10 protein-coding genes and 3 pseudogenes are annotated in these 17,669 nt (G+C 63.8%); 6 read left to right on the top strand and 7 right to left on the bottom strand.

The genetic code is table 11. The annotated features are described in order from the left end of the window. Nucleotides 1–81: 81 nt before the first annotated feature. A complete protein-coding gene (locus BN972_RS25230; RefSeq protein ID WP_036364462.1) occupies nt 82–873 on the bottom strand; it encodes an SDR family oxidoreductase in 792 nt (263 codons plus the stop codon). Between the two features lie 268 nt (nt 874–1,141). On the opposite strand from BN972_RS25230, the gene pstS (BN972_RS25225) reads away from it, so the two are divergent. Genes pstS (BN972_RS25225) through pstA form a run of 3 tightly spaced genes read left to right on the top strand, consistent with a single transcriptional unit; the run spans nt 1,142 to nt 4,208 of the window. Next, the gene (gene pstS, locus BN972_RS25225) at nt 1,142–2,266 is read left to right on the top strand and encodes a phosphate ABC transporter substrate-binding protein PstS (protein ID WP_036364459.1); all 1,125 of its coding nucleotides are present in this window, start codon (nt 1,142–1,144) and stop codon (nt 2,264–2,266) included. A gap of 12 nt (nt 2,267–2,278) precedes the next feature. Continuing rightward, a complete protein-coding gene (gene pstC / locus BN972_RS25220; RefSeq protein WP_036364456.1) occupies nt 2,279–3,250 on the top strand; it encodes a phosphate ABC transporter permease subunit PstC in 972 nt (323 codons plus the stop codon). Nucleotides 3,251–3,257: 7 nt separating this feature from the next. Beyond that, entirely contained in the window at nt 3,258–4,208 is a 951-nt protein-coding gene (gene pstA, locus BN972_RS25215; protein ID WP_051545803.1) for a phosphate ABC transporter permease PstA, read from the top strand. Nucleotides 4,209–4,224: 16 nt separating this feature from the next. On the opposite strand, the gene BN972_RS25210 is transcribed toward pstA, so the two are convergent. The 4 genes and pseudogenes from BN972_RS25210 to BN972_RS25195 all read right to left on the bottom strand — a co-directional run bounded on the left by BN972_RS25210 (nt 4,225) and on the right by BN972_RS25195 (nt 9,810). Next, nucleotides 4,225–6,381: a serine/threonine-protein kinase PknD gene (locus BN972_RS25210; protein WP_036364453.1), complete on the bottom strand. Its 2,157-nt coding sequence runs from the start codon at nt 6,379–6,381 to the stop codon at nt 4,225–4,227. Nucleotides 6,382–6,717: 336 nt separating this feature from the next. Next, nucleotides 6,718–7,845 (bottom strand): annotated as a pseudogene (gene pstS / locus BN972_RS25205) (phosphate ABC transporter substrate-binding protein PstS). A 92-nt stretch (nt 7,846–7,937) separates the two neighbouring features. Beyond that, nucleotides 7,938–8,870 (bottom strand): non-homologous end joining protein Ku, encoded by a 933-nt coding sequence (gene ku, locus BN972_RS25200; RefSeq protein ID WP_036364450.1) that lies wholly within the window; start codon nt 8,868–8,870, stop codon nt 7,938–7,940. Nucleotides 8,871–8,895: 25 nt separating this feature from the next. Then, nucleotides 8,896–9,810: a carbohydrate kinase family protein gene (locus BN972_RS25195; protein WP_036364447.1), complete on the bottom strand. Its 915-nt coding sequence runs from the start codon at nt 9,808–9,810 to the stop codon at nt 8,896–8,898. A gap of 37 nt (nt 9,811–9,847) precedes the next feature. Here BN972_RS25195 and BN972_RS25190 point away from each other — a divergent pair, with 37 nt between their 5' ends. The 3 genes and pseudogenes from BN972_RS25190 to BN972_RS31415 all read left to right on the top strand — a co-directional run. After that, nucleotides 9,848–12,124, top strand: a complete 2,277-nt coding sequence (locus BN972_RS25190; RefSeq protein WP_036364443.1) for an ATP-dependent DNA ligase — start codon at nt 9,848–9,850, stop codon at nt 12,122–12,124. Continuing rightward, on the top strand, nt 12,121–14,061 hold the full coding sequence (locus tag BN972_RS25185) for a fumarylacetoacetate hydrolase family protein (protein WP_036364441.1): 1,941 nt from the start codon (nt 12,121–12,123) through the stop codon (nt 14,059–14,061). The genes BN972_RS25190 and BN972_RS25185 overlap by 4 nt, the downstream gene beginning before the upstream one ends. A gap of 278 nt (nt 14,062–14,339) precedes the next feature. Next, nucleotides 14,340–14,474, top strand: a pseudogene (locus BN972_RS31415) (recombinase family protein); the annotation flags it as partial. Between the two features lie 356 nt (nt 14,475–14,830). Here the strand turns inward: BN972_RS31415 and BN972_RS25175 are convergent. Further along, nucleotides 14,831–16,852: a pentapeptide repeat-containing protein gene (locus BN972_RS25175; protein WP_036364435.1), complete on the bottom strand. Its 2,022-nt coding sequence runs from the start codon at nt 16,850–16,852 to the stop codon at nt 14,831–14,833. A 410-nt stretch (nt 16,853–17,262) separates the two neighbouring features. Beyond that, nucleotides 17,263–17,669 (bottom strand): annotated as a pseudogene (locus tag BN972_RS25170) (SAM-dependent methyltransferase); the annotation flags it as partial.

Below are 17,669 nucleotides of genomic sequence, written 5' to 3'. Positions count from 1 at the left end.
CCCACGGAAACCGACACGCCCCAGCTATGCAACCTCGAAATACCCTCGACCGCACACACTTCCAGGCCAAAGGCAGTTACCTCACAGATCGGGAACAGGTATCTCCAAGTTGGGGAAGGTCAACCCGCCGTCGACCTCCAACGTCTTGCCGGTCAGGAAACCTCCGGCCGGAGAAGCCAAATAGACTGCGGCAGCGGCAATGTCGGCCGGATCGCCGAGGCGGCGCAACGGTGTCGCCCGCTCCATCGGCTCGCGCAGTTCGTCGTTGCCGGCCACCACGTCCAACGCCGAGGTCAGGATCGAGCCTGGGGCGATCGCGTTGACCCGGATGCGGGGGCACAGGTCCAGCGCCGTGAGCCTGGTGTAGTGCGACAGCGCGGCTTTGGCCGTGCCGTAGGCAGCGAAGCCCCGTCCGGCCAACCGGCCGATCGCCGACGTGATGTTGATAATGCTGCCACCGCCGGAGTGTTCGAGCATCAGCGGCACCGCGGCGACGGTCAATGCGTGGGCGGTGCCGACATTGAAGGTGAACGCGTCCTTGAGGTCTTTGGTCGACGTGGTCAGCAGCGTGTTCGGCATGCTGCCACCGACGTTGTTCACGACGATGTCCAGTTTCCCGAACGCCTCGACGGCCGCGCCGGCCAGCTTCGCGGTTTCCTCGGGGTGAGCCAGGTCTGCCGCCACGACATGGGCCCGCCGGCCAGCCGCCCGTACCTGCTCGGCAACCTCGTCCAACTGGGCTTGGGTGCGCGACCCGATGACCACGTCGGCGCCCGCTTCGGCAAAAGCCAGCGCGATGGCCGCGCCGAGGCCGCGGCCGGCGCCGGTGATGACGGCAACCTTGTCGTCCAGACGGAACCTGTCGAGGATCACTGCGGCCTCTCTTCAGTTGTCGGGCCGAAACAGCAGCGGCGACCGCCCGTCCCGGGGGATTTTTGTAACAGGTTCTAGTTTGGCACAGCGGTCGTGCGCAACAACGGCCACCGCGTCGTTGCGCACCACAGCGCTGGCACCTGCGACCCTTCCAAGGCAAGTTACGTGTTGTTAATGTAGCTGCAGAGCAGCGAGGAAAAGGGCTGGTTGACGGCCGCGATGGAGGGGCGGCGGCTAGTATGTTTCATCACTACCGTTAGGAACTGAATTGAAACTCAACCGATTTGGCGCCGCACTGGGGATCCTGGCTTCCGGGGCACTGGTTCTTTCGGCGTGTGGTAGCGACAACAACGCTGGCGGCGGAGGCCAGGGTTCATCCGGCGGTTCGTCGGCAGCGGCCAACGTGAATTGTGGTGGAAAGAAGACGCTGAAAGCCAGCGGATCCACCGCCCAGGCAAACGCGATGACCCGGTTCGTCAAGGCTTTCGAATCGGCTTGCCCCGGACAGACCCTCAACTACACGGGTAACGGCTCCGGCGCCGGCATCAGCGAGTTCAACGGCAATCAAACCGATTTCGGCGGTTCAGACTCTCCGCTGAGCAAGGAGGAGGCGGCCACCGCGCAGCAGCGTTGCGGAGGCTCGCCGGCGTGGAACCTGCCGGTGGTGTTCGGTCCCATCGCGGTCACCTACAACCTCTACGGGGTGGACTCGCTGAATTTGGACGGGCCCACCCTGGCCAAGATCTTCAGCGGCGGCATCACCACCTGGAACGATCCCGCTATCGCAGCACTGAACTCTGGGACCAATCTGCCCGCGACGCCCATCCACGTCGTCTTCCGTAGCGACGAGTCGGGTACCACCGACAACTTCCAGCGCTACCTCGACGCGGCCTCCAACGGCGCATGGGGCAAGGGCGCCGGAAAGGCTTTCAAAGGCGGTGTCGGTGAGGGCGCCAAGGGTAACGACGGGACATCCGCGGCGATCAAGAGCACCGAAGGGTCGATCACCTACAACGAGTGGTCGTTCGCCCAGGGCCAGAAGCTGAACATCGCCAAGATCATCACCTCGGCCGGTCCAGAGCCCGTGACGATCGGCACCGACTCGGTCGGCAAGACCATCTCCGGTGCCACCATCTCCGGGCAGGGCAACGACCTGGTGCTCGACACGCTCTCGTTCTACCGGCCGACGCAGCCGGGCTCGTACCCGATCGTGCTGGCCACCTACGAGATCGTCTGCTCGAAGTACCCCGCCGCGGATGTCGGGACTGCCGTGAAAGCTTTTCTGCAGTCGACGATCGGCGGGGGCCAAAATGGTCTGGGTGACAACGGGTATGTCCCGATCCCCGACTCGTTCAAGTCGAGGTTGTCGACCGCAGTCAACGCCATCTCCTGATCTGAGGTTCGTGTGGTAACTACCCCGCTAGCTAAAGCTGCGCTAGCGGAGGTAGACGCGCGCGCGTCGCGACGGGCCGACCGCCTGTTCAAACTGCTCGCCTCGGCGGCCGGTTCCACCATCGTGGTGGCGATCGTGCTGATCGCGGTGTTCCTGTTGGTCCGGGCGATCCCGTCGCTGCGCGCGAACCATGTGAACTTCTTCACCAGTCCGAAGTTCGACACTTCCGGCGATCAACTGGCGTTCGGCATCCGCGACCTGTTCATGGTCACGGTGCTGAGCTCGTTCACCGCCCTGGTGCTGGCCGTGCCGATCGCGGTCGGCATCGCGGTGTTCATCACCCAGTACGCACCGAGCAGGTTGTCGCGCCCGTTCGGCGCGATGGTGGACCTGCTGGCTGCGGTGCCGTCGATCATCTTCGGGCTGTGGGGGATCTTCGTGCTGGCTCCGAAGCTGCAGCCGCTGGCCGAGTTCCTCAATCGCAACCTGTATTGGATCCCGCTGTTCGCGAAGGGCAATGTCTCCCTGGCCGGCGGGGGAACCATCTTCACCGCCGGCATCGTGCTGGCGGTGATGATCTTGCCGATCGTCACCTCGGTATCGCGAGAGGTGTTTCGGCAGACCCCGCTGATGCAGATCGAAGCGGCCCAGTCGCTGGGTGCGACGAAATGGGAGGTGGTGCGGATGACCGTGCTGCCGTTCGGCCGCAGCGGGGTGGTGGCCGCTTCCATGCTGGGCCTGGGCCGCGCGCTGGGCGAGACCGTCGCCGTGCTGATCATTCTGCGCTCGGCCGCCAAGCCGGGCAATTGGTCGCTGTTTGACGGCGGCTACACCTTCGCATCCAAAATTGCTTCAGCCGCTTCCGAATTCAGCCAGCCGCTGCCGACGGGAGCGTATATCTCGGCCGGGTTCGCACTGTTCGTGCTGACATTCATGGTGAACGCCGCCGCCCGCGCGATCGCGGGCGGAAAGGTCAACGGGTGAGTCGCTGATGACTGTTGACGCGCTCGACAGGCCGGTCAAAGTGGTCGTGTTCCGCCCGCTCAGTACGTGGCGGCGGGTCAAGAACGGGATGGCGACGACGTTCTTCTTGGCCTCGTTCGCGGTGGCGCTGGTGCCGTTGGTCTGGCTGTTGTGGGTGGTGATCGCACGCGGCTGGCGGGCCATCGTCCACGTCGACTGGTGGACGCACTCGTTGCGCGGCGTGCTGCCCGAGGAGTTCGCCGGCGGCGTCTATCACGCGCTGTACGGGTCGTTGGTGCAAGCCGGTGTGGCGGCGTTGATCGCTGTGCCGCTGGGCCTGATGACCGCGGTGTATCTCGTCGAATACGGCAACAGTCGCATGGCGCGGCTTTCGACATTCATGGTCGACGTGCTGGCCGGCGTGCCCTCGATCGTCGCCGCCCTGTTCGTGTTCAGCTTGTGGATTGCCACCCTCGGTTTCGAGCAGAGCGCACTGGCCGTGTCGTTCGCGCTGGTACTGCTGATGTTGCCGGTGGTGGTTCGTTCCACCGAGGAAATGTTGCGGCTGGTGCCCGATGAATTGCGGGAAGCCAGCTACGCGTTGGGTGTCCCGAAATGGAAGACGATCGTGCGGATCGTGTTTCCGATCGCGATGCCGGGCATCATCTCCGGTGTGCTGCTGGCAGTAGCGCGCGTCATCGGCGAGACCGCCCCGGTGCTGGTGCTGGTGGGATACAGCCGCTCGATCAATGTCGATATCTTCGAGGGCAACATGGCCTCGCTGCCTTTGCTGATCTACACCGAGCTCACCAACCCCGAACACGCCGGCTTCCTGCGCGTCTGGGGCGCGGCGCTGACCCTGATCATCATCGTGGCCCTGATCAACCTGATCGCCGCCGGAATCAAATTGGTGGCGACCCGCGGCCTGCTGCGCAACATGTTCGCCTCGGCCGCCCAGGGCTTCGGCATCTTCCGCTAACTACGACTTTCGCTAACTACGATTGCGCGAGCCGCAGCACCCGGCCGTTACCGCGGTCGGCGACGTAAACGTTGCCCTTCTTGTCCACCGCCACCGACAGCGGGGTGTTCAGGCCGGTGAACGGCAACTCGACGGAGGCGGTCGCTCCAGCCGGCAACTTCGCCACCACGTTGTTGTCGTGTTCGGTGACGTAGACCGCGCCGGCGCCGTCCACCGTGATGCCCCACGGGGCGCTGATGCCGGTGAACGGCAACACCGTCTGGTTCGACGTGCCGGCGTCCAATTTGAGCACCCGGTTGTTGTCGGTATCGGTGGCGTAGATGTTGCCGTCGCTGTCGATGGCCACGCCGTCGGGATTCTTCAGGCCCTGGAACGGCACCTCGATCTGCTGGTTGGTGCCGGCCGCCAACTTGAGCACCCGGTTGTTGCCGCGGTCGGCCACGTACACGTTGCCCTGGGCGTCGACCGCGACACCCTCCGGGTAGTTCAGGCCGTCGAACGGCAGCACCACCTGGTTGTTAGAACCGGCCGACAACGACACCACCCGGTTGTTGAAGTCGCTGACGTAGATCTTGCCGGCACCGTCCACCGCGATGCCCTGCGGCTCGTATAGGCCGTTGAACGGCTTGACTGTTGGCGAAGACGACCCGTCGGGCAGTGCCACCACCCGGCCGTACATGGTCTGGTTGGTGACGTAGACGACGCCGTTGCCGTCGACCGCCACACCGCCCGGCGCGAAGCGGAAGTTGAGCCCGTTGAACGGCAGGACCTGCGCTCCGCCGGCTTGAGTGGGGCCGGAGTCCTTCTTGTCCTCCCCGCCGAAGATCAGGAACCCGGTGACCGCGGCGATCACGAGCAGCACCACGGCGGCCAGGGCACCGATGAGCAGGCCCTTGCGCGACTTGCGTTGCGGCGGGGGCGTGGACTGCGGTGGGGGCGTTCTCACCGGATGCGGCTGCGACGGCTGCTGGTAGGGCGGCGGACCACCAAAGCCAGGTCCGGATGCGACACCAGGCTGGCTGCCGGCCCAGGCGGTCGGGGCGGCGGGGGCGGCTTGGGTGTACTGGTCCGAGTTGTGCGACGGGCGCTCCCGCCACCCACCGGTGTTCGACGGCAGTGGCCCGGCCATCGTCTCGTCGCCGGTATGCATCGGGGGCACCGGCGCGCGCATGGTCGCGGGGTCGCTGTACTGCTGGTGAGGAGCGGAGTACTGCTGCGGAGCGGACGCATTGGAGTTCGTCCAACCACTGTTCAGGCTTGGATCGACGACGGGCGCGATCAGCGTCTGGTTGTCGCCCTGGCGCAGGATCGTGGCCTCCTGGCGCTGCTCGGGCGTGGTGAGGGCGTCATGGGCGGCGGCGGCCAGGTCGCCCGCGGTCATGTATCGCTGGTTCGGGTTCTTCGCCATGCCCTTGGCGATCACCTGGTCCAGGGCTTCCGGGACCCGGCCGGGCCGCAGCACACTGGGCCGGGGGATCGGCTCCATCAGGTGGGAGGCGATCAACCGCTCGACGCTGTCGGCGCGGTAGGGCGGCGCTCCGGTCAGACATTCGCCCAGCACACAGGCCAGCGCGTAGATGTCGGCCTTATAGGTGACGTCGTCTCCGGTGAAACGTTCCGGTGCCATGTAGCTGTAGGTGCCGACCGCCATCCCGCTCTGGGTGAGGTTGGGGTCGTGGGCTGCGCGGGCGATGCCGAAATCGACCAGGTAGGCGAAGTCGTTGGCGGCGATGAGGATGTTCTCCGGCTTGACGTCGCGATGGGTCACGCCGCTGGCGTGCGCGGCATCCAGCGCGGCGGCGATCTGGCGGACGATCGCCACGGCGCGGGCCGGGGTCAGCGGGCCGAACTGGGTCAGCATCGAGCGCAGCGATACGCCGTCGATCAGGCGCATTTCCACATAGAAATGACCCTCGATCTCGCCGTAATCGTGGATCGGCACGATGTGCGGTTCGGTGAGCCTGCCTGCGGTGTCGGCCTCTCGCTGCATGCGGGCGCGAAACACCGGATTGTTGGAATATTGCGTCGAGATCAGCTTTAGCGCGACCACCCGGTGCTTCCGGGTGTCCTCGGCTTCGTAGACCTCACCCATCCCGCCGCGGCCGATCAGGCGCACCAACTGGTAGGGACCGAACTGCGAACCCACCCGCGATTCCGAACCGGTGTTGGTCACCGTCGATGCTCCCTTCGCCACCCGACGACATTCCGGCCGACTGTGCACCGCCGAATCTGATGGTTAACACACGGTAAATCCTCACAGAGCAGGCACACAACAAAATGGCGCCACTCACAGTGAATTTTGAATCACGAGTGAGTAACGCCGGTCCCGGATTTCCTGTCGGGCCGCCGGCGCGCGGCCTGTCCCGCCGGATCGGTCCCTCGGTCCAGAGTGGCTCTGTCCGTTCGTAATTCGGTACGGGTGGCCGAGATGCGAATGACGCCAGCGGTCCAGGCGGCGGAACCGGCCGCCCCCCAACGGGTCCCGCTCAACCGCGACGGTGACTGCCGGTCATGCGATCGCGTTCACGATCGGTACCAGCTTCGACTGGAAGTTGTTGGGCAACGGAATGTACCCGTATTCGTCCAGACCGATTTGGCCGTCGCCAATTGTGGCTTGCATGAACGCTTTTACCGCCTGGCCGGTCGGAGTATCGGGATACTTCGAGCAGACGATCTCGTAGGTGACCAACACGATCGGGTAGGCCCCGGCCTGCGTCGGCCGGTAGAACGATGAGGTGTCCACGATCAGATCATTCGGGTCGGTGCCGTCCTTGAATGTCGCCCCGGCGATGGTCTTGCCGACGGTTTCGGCGCTGATCGACACCGCTTCGGGGCCCGCCGAAGTGATGATCTGAGCCATGTTCAGCTGGTGGCCGACGGCGAACGACCACTCGTTGTAGGTGATCGAGCCGTCCGTGCGCTTCATCGCCTGCGATGTGCCGTCGTTGCCGGTGGCGCCCTCGCCGACGCCGCCGTTGAAGGCCTGGCCGGTGCCTTTGCCCCAGGCGCCGTTGGACGCCGCGTCCAGATATCTCTGGAAATTGTCGGTGGTTCCGGACTGGTCGGCGCGGAAGACGACGTGGATCGGAGTCGGGGGCAGGTTCGTGCTCTTGTTCAGCGCCTTGATCGCTGGGTCGTCCTACTTGGTGATTGCCCCGTTGAATATCTTGGCGATGGTCGGCCCGTCCAGGCTGAGCGAATTGATGCCGTTGATGTTGTACGTGACCGCAATAGGGCCGAACACCACCGGGATGTCCCATGCCGGCGAACTGCATCGCTCCCGGGCGCGGTCGGGTTCGCCCTTGTCCGGATTCATCGGCGAGTCGGATCCCGCCAAGTCCACCTGACTGCTGAGGAACGCCTTCATACCGGCGCCCGAGCCGTTGGCGTTGTAGTCCAACGTGTGGCCCGGGCAGGCGTGGATGAAGGCGTACACGAACTGCTCCATCGCGTTCTTCTGCGCGGTCGAGCCGGCGGCGAGGATCTTTTTCTTGCCGCCGCAGTTGACCGGCACCACCGGCGTGCTGCTGGTTGCCGACGAGGACGCTGTGTTACCGGAGTTGCCGCCGCATCCCGAGAGCACCAGTGCGACGGCAACGAGCAGACTCAGTGCGACGCCAGGTCGAGTGAACTTCACGGCAACTCCTCTAAGCGAACGCAGGCGATAACCGAACACGGGCGAAGATGAACAAAGAATGTCACTGCTGACCCCGTGTCGGTCAAGGTTTCTTAAGATTTCGACGCCGCTTTGGAACCGGCTTTCTTGGCCGGCGATTTCTTCGCCGGGGACTTCTTGGCCGGTGCCTTCTTGGCGGGCGCTTTCTTGGCTGCCGCCTTCTTCGCCGGGGCCTTGGTGGTGGCGCCGCCGTTGCCCGAGCGGGCCTTCACGCTGGCTTCCAACTTCGCCAGCAGATCTGAGACGTCCTCGGTCTCGTCCAGCTCGGTCGGCTGCTCTTCGACCGTAAATGCCTCTCCGCCTTCTAGTTTGGCGTCCACCAGTTCTTGCAGCTGCTCCTGGTAGGTGTCGTGGTAGCGGTCCGGATTGAAATCATCGGCCATCGACTCCACTACCTGGCCGGCCATCTTCAGTTCGGCCGGTTTGATGTCGACTTCCTTGTCCAGCACCGGGAAGTCGGGATCACGGATCTCGTCGGGCCACAACAAGGTGTGGATCACCATCACGTCGCGCTTGCCGAAATCCTTGACGCGCAGGGCAGCCAGCCGAGTCTTGTTGCGCAGCGAGAAATGCACGATCGCCATCCGCTCCGTTTCGGCAAGCGTCTTAGCCAGCAGCACATAGGATTTGGACGATTTGGAATCCGGCTCCAGGAAGTAGCTGCGGTCGAACATCATCGGGTCGACCTCGCTGGCCGGGACGAACTCGAGCACCTCGATTTCGCGACTACGTTCCTCGGGCAACGTGGCGATGTCCTCGTCGGTGATCACCACCGATCGGCCGTCGTCGGATTCGAAGGCCCGGGCGATGTCGCTGTACTCGACGACTTCGCCGCATACCTCGCACACCCGCTTGTACCGAATGCGGCCGTTGTCCTTGGCATGCACCTGGTGGAATTTGATGTCGTGGTCCTGGGTGGCCGAGTACACCTTGACCGGCACGTTCACCAGCCCGAAGGCGATCGAGCCCTTCCAAATGGAGCGCATTTCGTCAGTATGCCCCGTGCGAGTCTCAATAACCCCTTGAGGCGTTGAGCGCGGCGCGGTCCGGTAGGTCCGCACCCGCACGGGTGACGGTGAGGGCCGACGCCGCCGTCGCCAACTCGAGCACCGACGTCACCTCGCCGAGCTCGATCCGGTGCAGGGCATTACGCCGGTCACCGCCCAACAAGCCCAGTTCCCACAGACCGTCGAGCAGCCCGACCATGAACGCGTCGCCCGCCCCGACGGTGTCCACCACCCGCTGAGGATGGGCGGGCACCAGCACCTGCCCGGCCGCGCAGAATCCGATCGCGCCGCGTTCGCCCATGGTCAGCGCCACGAGCGCCGGCCCGCACGCCAGCCAGCTGCGGGCCGTGTCCTGCGGTGCCCGGTCGGGAGCAAGCCAGCGCAGGTCCTCGTCGCTGACCTTGACGATGTCACTGCGCTCGACGAGGTTGTCGATGCGTTCCCGTGCCTGGTCGCGGTCGACGACCACGGACGGTCGCACGTTGGGGTCGAAGGTGATAGTCGCGGAGACCCGGTAGGCGTCCAGTAGGGCGGCCACCGCCAGGCAACCCGGTTCGCGTACCGCCGCGATGGAGCCGGTGTGCACGAATAGCGGCGGCGGCACCGGCGGTGTCCCGGTGAGCCGCCAATCCAGGTCGAACGAATAGTTGGCCGAGCCGTCCGCTGCGATGGTCGCCACCGCGGTGGAGGTGCGCGTCCCGGCGATGCTGGTCGGAAGAAGATGAGCGCCAGCGTCTTTGAGGTAGTCGGCGATGCGCCGGCCGGCGGCGTCGTCGCCGATGTGGGTCAGGAAGTCGACGCCGCGGCCCAGCCGCGCGAGCCCGACGGCAACATTGAGCGGACTGCCACCCACATGCTCGCCGCCGCTGGGTCCCTTGACGATGTCGATCAGGGCCTCGCCGATCACCAGGCCCTTCATGAGCCTTGTCCCATGCCCGACACGTTACGTTGGCACTATGGGTTCGGCACAGGGGCAGCAGGTCAAGCTGACCAACGCCGACAAAGTGCTCTATCCGGCGACCGGGACCACGAAGCGCGAGATCTTCGACTACTACACCAACATCGCCGAGGTGATGGTGCCGCACATCGCGGGCCGCGCAGCGACCCGCAAGCGCTGGCCCAACGGCGTCGACGAGCCGGCGTTCTTCGAGAAGCAGTTGGCGTCCTCGGCTCCCGATTGGCTGCCGCGCGCGAGCATCACGCACCGGTCGGGTACCACGACGTATCCGATCATCGACAGCGTTGACGGGCTGGCCTGGATCGCCCAGCAGGCGGCGCTGGAGGTGCACGTGCCGCAGTGGCGGTTCGTCGCGGAGTGGACCCGCAGCGGGGAAACCCTCAAACCGGGACCGGCTACCCGGTTGGTGTTCGACCTGGACCCCGGCGAGGGTGTGACGATGGCCCAACTGGCGCGGGTAGCGCGCGCGGTGCGGGACATGATGGCCGACATCGGCCTGACCACCTACCCGCTCACCAGCGGCAGCAAGGGTTTGCACCTGTACGCGCCGCTGGATGAGCCGGTGAGTAGCCGCGGCGCCACCGTGCTGGCCAAACGTGTTGCGCAGCAATTGGAGAAGGCCATGCCCAAGCTGGTCACCTCGGTGATGGCGAAAAATGTGCGGGCCGGCAAGATCTTCCTGGACTGGAGCCAGAACAACGGTGCGAAAACCACGATCGCGCCGTATTCGCTACGTGGACGCGAGCATCCGACGGTCGCCGCGCCGCGCACCTGGGAAGAGCTCGACGACCGGGGTTTGCGCCAGCTGCGTTTCGATGAGGTGCTGGCCCGGGTGGCTCGCGACGGTGACCTGATCGCCCCGCTGGATCCCGGTGTGCTGCTGCCGGACCGGCTGAGCAAGTACCGCAGCATGCGCGACTCGTCCAAGACGCCCGAGCCGGTGCCGCGCTCGAAACCCACTACCGGCCAGAACAATACGTTCGTCATTCAGGAGCACCACGCGCGCCGCCTGCACTACGACTTCCGGCTCGAACGTGACGGCGTGCTGGTGTCCTGGGCGGTGCCGAAGAACCTGCCCGAGACGCCATCGGTGAACCACCTGGCTGTGCACACCGAAGACCATCCGCTGGAGTACGCCTCGTTCGAGGGCAACATCCCCAAGGGCGAATACGGCGGCGGCAAGGTGATCATCTGGGATTCGGGGACCTACGAGGCGGAGAAGTTCCTTGATGGCCCCGAAAAAGGGGAGGTGATCGTCAACCTGCACGGCAGCCGGATTTCGGGGCGCTATGCGCTGATCCAGACCAAGGGCGACCAGTGGCTGGCGCACCGGATGAAGGACCAGAACGTCTTCGACTTCGACGCGCTCACCCCTATGTTCGCCACGCACGGGTCGGTGGCAGGCCTGAAGAAGGGACAGTGGGCATTCGAGGGCAAGTGGGACGGGTACCGACTGTTGGTTGACGCCGACCACGGCACGCTGCGGCTACGGTCCCGCAGCGGGCGTGACATGACCAAGGAATACCCCCAATTGCAGTCGTTGGCCGCCGATCTCGCGGATCACCACGTGATTCTCGACGGGGAGGTGGTGGCACTTACTTCCGCCGGCGTGCCGAGCTTCAACGAAATGCAGAACCGGGTTCGGGCGACCCGGATCGAGTTCTGGGCCTTCGATCTGCTCTACCTGGACGGGCGTTCGCTGTTGCGGGCCAAGTATTCCGACCGGCGCAAGCTGCTGGAAACCTTGGGCAGCGCAAGCGAACTCATCGTCCCCGACCTGCTGCCCGGCGACGGCCCCGACGCGATCGAGTATTCCCGCAAACAGGGCTGGGAAGGGGTGGTCGCCAAGAAGCGGGATTCCAGCTATCAGCCGGGCCGGCGCTCGGCCTCTTGGATCAAGGACAAGAACTGGAACACCCAGGAAGTGGTGATCGGCGGCTGGCGGGTGGGTGAAGGCGGACGCAGCAGCGGCATCGGCGCATTGCTGCTGGGCATTCCGGGTCCCGACGGGCTTGAGTTCGTCGGCCGGGTGGGCACCGGGTTCACCGACCGCGAACTGGCCAACCTGAAGAAGACGCTGGCACCGCTGCACACCGACGAATCACCCTTTTACCCAGCGCTTCCCAGGCGAGAGGCGCGAGGCGTCACCTACGTCGAGCCAGTTCTGGTCGGTGAGGTGCGCTACAGCGAATGGACCCCGGACAACCGGTTGCGCCAATCGAGTTGGCGCGGGCTGCGGCCGGACAAAAAACCAAGTGAGGTAGTGCGCGAATGAAATGGGTTACCTATCGCGGTGCGGACGGCGAACGGGTTGGGGTGCTCTCCGGCGAGCAGATCCATGCGCTCCCGGCGGGTCAGACGCTGCTCGGGTTGATCGGCTCGGGCCCCGACGGGCTGCGGGCCGCCGGCGAGGAGGCGTTGCGGTCACCGGCCGCGGTGGTGGCGCTGGGGTCGGTGACGCTGGCCGCGCCGATCCCTCGCCCACCGTCGATCCGAGACTCGTTGTGCTTCCTGGATCACATGCGCAACTGTCAGGAGGCCACCGGCGGCGGCCGCGTCCTGGTGGATGCCTGGTATCGCATCCCGGCGTTCTACTTCGCCTGTCCGGCAACGGTGTTGGGACCCTACGACGACGCTCCGATGGCACCCGGAAGTCTTTGGCAGGACTTCGAATTGGAGGTCGCCGCGGTGATCGGCACCGCGGGCAAAGACCTGACGGTCGAGCAGGCCGAAGCGGCGATCGTCGGCTACATGATCTTCAACGACTGGTCGGCCCGGGACCTGCAGGCGCTGGAGGGGCAGCTGCGGATCGGGCAGGCCAAGGGCAAGGACAGCGGCGTCACCCTGGGCCCGTATCTGGTCACCGCGGACGAGCTCGAACCGTTCCGGCGGGACGGCAAGCTGAGCCTGCAAGTGCAGGCACTGGTCAACGACACCGTGATCGGTACGGGGTCCACCGCCGCCATGGATTGGACCTTCGGCGAGGTCATCTCGTACATGTCGCGCGGTGTGACGCTGCAACCCGGGGATGTGATCGGGTCCGGGACCGTGCCGACCTGCACGCTCGTCGAGCATTTGATCGAGCCGGAATCCTTTCCCGGCTGGTTGCGTGACGGTGACGTGGTGACGCTGCAGGTGGAAGGCCTGGGTGCTACTCGGCAGACCGTTCGAGCGACGCCGGAGCCGGTTCCGTTGCCGCCCAGGCCTGTTCCCGCGGCGGCGCCGCTCGTCTCGGCCCGGGTGAATCCCGCTCCGGCAAAGGTGCCCTACACCCGCGGGCTGCACGAGGTCGCCGACCGGGTGTGGGCCTGGACGCTGCCCGACGGCGGATACGGTTGGAGCAACGCCGGTCTGGTGGCCGGTGACGGTGCATCGCTGTTGGTGGACACCCTGTTCGACCTCGCGCTGACCCGCGAGATGTTGACCGCGATGCGGCCGATCACCGATCGCGCGCCGATCACCGATGCGCTGATCACCCACTCCAACGGCGACCACACCCACGGCAATCAACTGCTGGATGACAACGTGCGGATTATCGCCGCGCAAGGCACCTTCGACGAGATCGCGCAGGACGAGGGAGTCGAAAGGCTGATCAGTATTCAGACGGCCGACCTGGGCCCGGTCGCAACTCCCTACGCGCGAGAACGCTTCGGGCACTTCGATTTCAGCGGCATCACGGTGCGCAACGCCGATGAGACCTTCGACCGATCGCTGACGATCGAGGTCGGTGGCAGGGAGATACATCTGCTCAACCTCGGACCCGCGCACACCGCGGCCGACTCGGTGGTGCACGTGCCCGACGCCGGGGTGCTGTTCGGCGGGGATCTGTTGTTCATCGGCTGCACGCCGATCGTGTGGTCCGGGCCGATCGCCAACTGGATCGCGGCGTGTGACGCGATGATTTCTTTGGACGCGCCGGTGGTGGTACCGGGCCATGGGCCGGTGACCAATCCGGATGGAATCCGTGCTGTGCGTGACTATTTCGTGCACATCACCGAGCAGGCCGACGAGGCTTACCGCAAGGGTTTGTCGCTGGCCGAGGCCGTCGATGGCGTCGACCTCGGTGAATACGCGTCCTGGCTGGACGCTGAAAGGGTGGTGGTCAACATGTACCGGCGTTACTGCGAGCTGGATCCGCAGACGCCGGCCCCGGAGGTGTTGGGATTGTTTGTCATGCAGGCGGAGTGGCTGGCGAAGCGGCAGGGCAGGTAACCCGCGCAGGGCAGGTAACCCACGCCGGGCAAGAGGACCATGTTCTGTGCCCGGCTTGTAGCGACAAAGTCGCTGGAGGTTAGATCCCCCCGTGCTGTTGGCCTCCGTTCGTAGCCTGGGAATCAGTCGCCGTATGCAACCCGGTTGATCGGATGTGTTCGTGAAACGCACTGCAGCACAAGCCGTAAGCTGCTTGGGAGGACAACCGTCGACTACTCGACAGGCTCGGTTTACACCGCCTGAGAGGATGTCCTGTGCGAGCCCTAATCGTCGTCCGAATGTCCCGCGTCACCGACGCTACAACGTCCCCTGAGCGGCAGCGACAAGCCTGCCGCGAGCCATGCGCCCAGCGCGGCTACGAGCTTGTCGGTACGGCCGAGAATCTCGACGTGTCCGCTGCGGCCACGTCCCCAAAGGCGTTCTGATCATCCTGGCTGTCGTAGATACATGTGAGAACCTCGTAAAAGGTGAGGGCGTCGGTGGGCCGGTAGAACTTCACATGGGCCCAAGGCCCTCCGTTGATGCGAAAGGCGTCATCTGCGTTTACTGACGAGCTGGATGTGCCACCATTCTTGCCGTCGTTCTTCTTTCTATCGCAGATGTCGCCCGGAACGGCGTCACATTGCCGATCACGAAGCTGGCCATGCATCGCCGCGATCAAGACACCCCGCGGCGCAGTCGAATACATCCGGAGGTCACCATGACCGACTCTGTCGGTAACACGACCACTAACGTCTCGGGGTCGGCGGAGTCGAGGCCTGATCGCGCTTTAGCGCTTCACCCGGCCACGCACTGCGAACAGGGCAAGGGCAATTAACCCTGGCTCCAAGACTCGTAAGACCAGCTCAAATACCTGTCCCACTGTGGTGTAGCGATCTGAGGATCCAGCCAACTGTAGGCCTGATTGAGCACTGAAGATCAGGGCGGCGGCAAAGCTTGGAGGCGGCGGATGCGGACCAGATTGAAGGGTGAAGAACGATAGTATGGCTGCCGATCCGACAATCACCACTGCAAGGGTCGTGAGCGCTCGCCAAGCGCGGAGCCCGTATCCGGAAATGAGCCAGTACGCCGTCAGAATCGCCCGCTCCATGCTTCGCGGCGCAGACGACAGACGACGCATTTCCATTTCACCGTAATAAAAGTCTGCGCTTCCAGGCGCGTCCTTCTGGTCTTCTCGCGCTTTCCGAAGCGCGCGATAAACTCCTGCCAAATCTCGAGGCTCAGGGATCGAACTGTTTAAGCCCCGCGGCGGCCCACCGGCTAGTTTCGTCCAGTACTGACTCGCGGCTCGGGCAGTCGCCTCCTCAGCGAGAACGACTCGCCGGGCTCGCGTGCCGTGCGTTGAGCGCAAAATGAACTCGCCCGTGATTATTAGAGAATCAAGCTTCGCAGCCCCAAGGAATACAGTTTCACTGTAATCGAATCCGGAAAGCGTCAGACCATCACAATTCGTGCCTTTTAGACCAATCAACTTAGGTTTTGCGGGGTGCTCTTGCTGGTCCACCAAACTTTGGATTAAGACGGGATTAGCGCAAGTGAAATCGCTAAGATTAAACATTCTTCCGCTGACTCGTACGTTACCCCCGCCGTTCATGTGAAGGCGCTCGACAGCTACAAGTTGAGTCGAAAGTAGTGTAAGGGAGTTAGAGGTTTCGAGGGTCACGCGAGTCAACTGCAGATCATCACAAGAATTGATTGCGAATTCATCAATAACACCCGGGAATGTTAAGTCCTCAACTTTTGCTTTGTTCTCCACATTCGCACTCAAGATCAACGACGACTCAAATGCGGTTCTTACCATTGAGAATGCAGTAGCGTGCTGGTCGCCGATAGTCCTGGGGCCTCTCTTGAAGGGGGCGGACTTGACCGCGATTTTGTTCAGTCTAGCGGCTTGCAAGAATTTCGCGTCATCAAACGCTACCGCTCCGTAAATCTCGGTATCGCTGAATGAAGCCTCTCCTTCGAAAACGCAGTCCTTCATAGTAAGCGACCCAAAAGTGTCGGATCCGAATGTTGCGCCGTCGAAGGTGGCTTCGCGTCGAAATTTACTTGGGGGCTCGTCTCCTACACTCCCTATTTGAGTTTCGCCAAGAAATCTGCACCGCGAGAAATTGACTGACGATTTGAAATCGGCAGAGATGTAGACATTGTTGCCCGGACTCGATAGCGAAGCCTCGGTGAAATCGGCCGGTCCGGCAATCTCGATACGCGACAGATGTGTGAAGTCGGCGGACGCATGTGTCGCGTCGAGCCTCCCGTTGATAGAAATCCCACGAGAAAGGCCAATAATTTTTGCCTGCAGCCAACTCATCAGAAGATCATCAACAGTTAAGTTATCGGCGAGCGCTAGTTCGTTATCCAGCACAGCTTCAATGAGTCGCAGTTCTCCACCGATAGCAACTTCGAACATTCGCACGTCATAAGCTCTTAACTTCGTCAAATTAATTCCATGTTCGAAAGTAATCTTCCGAAACTCGAGGCTGCCAACAAGGACGGTGTCTTGCATCCTCACAGGTACTGGGACGATCGTGTCACCGTCGACGATAGTGCTGATGCGGTCAATCCAGCCCTTAACAAAGTTCATGTCTACATTAACGGCGGAGATGACAAGCTCGGCCTGCCGAGCTTGAAGGCGCGAAGCGTATAGCTCGCACTCCTCAGCGGACAGATGAACGATGCACCAGTCAAATCCGCTGATCCTCTCCCCCTTGCAGTCCGACCTCGCGCAGCCGTTGTAGAAAACGCTGCTTGTGCGTGTTGTGTGATAGAGAGCTTTTTCGGGAGCTGCCACCTGGCCCCTCCTAATCGCTTTGCCCGGGTTAGGACTTTGGCCGCGGATTGGTTCCATCATCTTGGCTGTAGCGTCTCGGATCCGGCGCCCGACTCGCCCAGCCGACCGATCCAGCAATCCCACGCGTGTTGTCACAAAGGTGATTCTCAATCGCCGGGAGTGAGTGAATTACCGGTGATCTGCGGCAGGTAGTAGTCCAGCAGTTTGTCGTAGGCCTCGGTTGACGGCCCAACGGGTCAACATCGTCGAACCTCGAGACGTTCGAACTCGTGGTCGTCACCGGGACGGCACGCAGCGCGAACGGGGCGGGCTAGAAGACCAGTCGGTGCAAATACTCGAGAGCCGAGTACTCGATCGGCACCATCGCAGTGTTCCGGTGAGTGCGCTGAACATCGCGCCCACCGCCGCGACTAAGGCGCCCCAGCGCGCACGTACCCGATCGAGTTCGCCGGAGCCCGCTGGGCGATATCCCCTAGCGGCGCCAGACCGGCCGCGTCGAACAGCTCGGGCAGATCCGAGGTGATGGTGCTCCACCGGTTGGCCCACAGATGCGCCGCGACGTCAGTATGCGCACCGGGGTACGTCAGGCTGGCCACGTCGAGGTCCAGCCCGAGCTCACGCCACCGGTCGGACATGGCCTGCGCCTGCCGCTGCCCGTCCGCGGACTGATCCGCCACCTGCCCGTAGTCGGCGGCCAGCCGGCTGCCGGAGTCACTGAGCGCGATGATGCTGTCCAGCAACCGGACTTCGGCCTCCTGCGGCAGGAACCCGATCAACAGCCCCTCGCGAGCACTGCGGTGGGCCGTTCGGGTAGTCG

This window comes from Mycobacterium asiaticum DSM 44297, assembly GCF_000613245.1.
Lineage (GTDB): Bacteria > Actinomycetota > Actinomycetes > Mycobacteriales > Mycobacteriaceae > Mycobacterium > Mycobacterium asiaticum.
The sequence above is the reverse complement of the archived record's forward strand: the minus strand, read 5'-3'. Positions and strand labels throughout refer to the sequence as shown.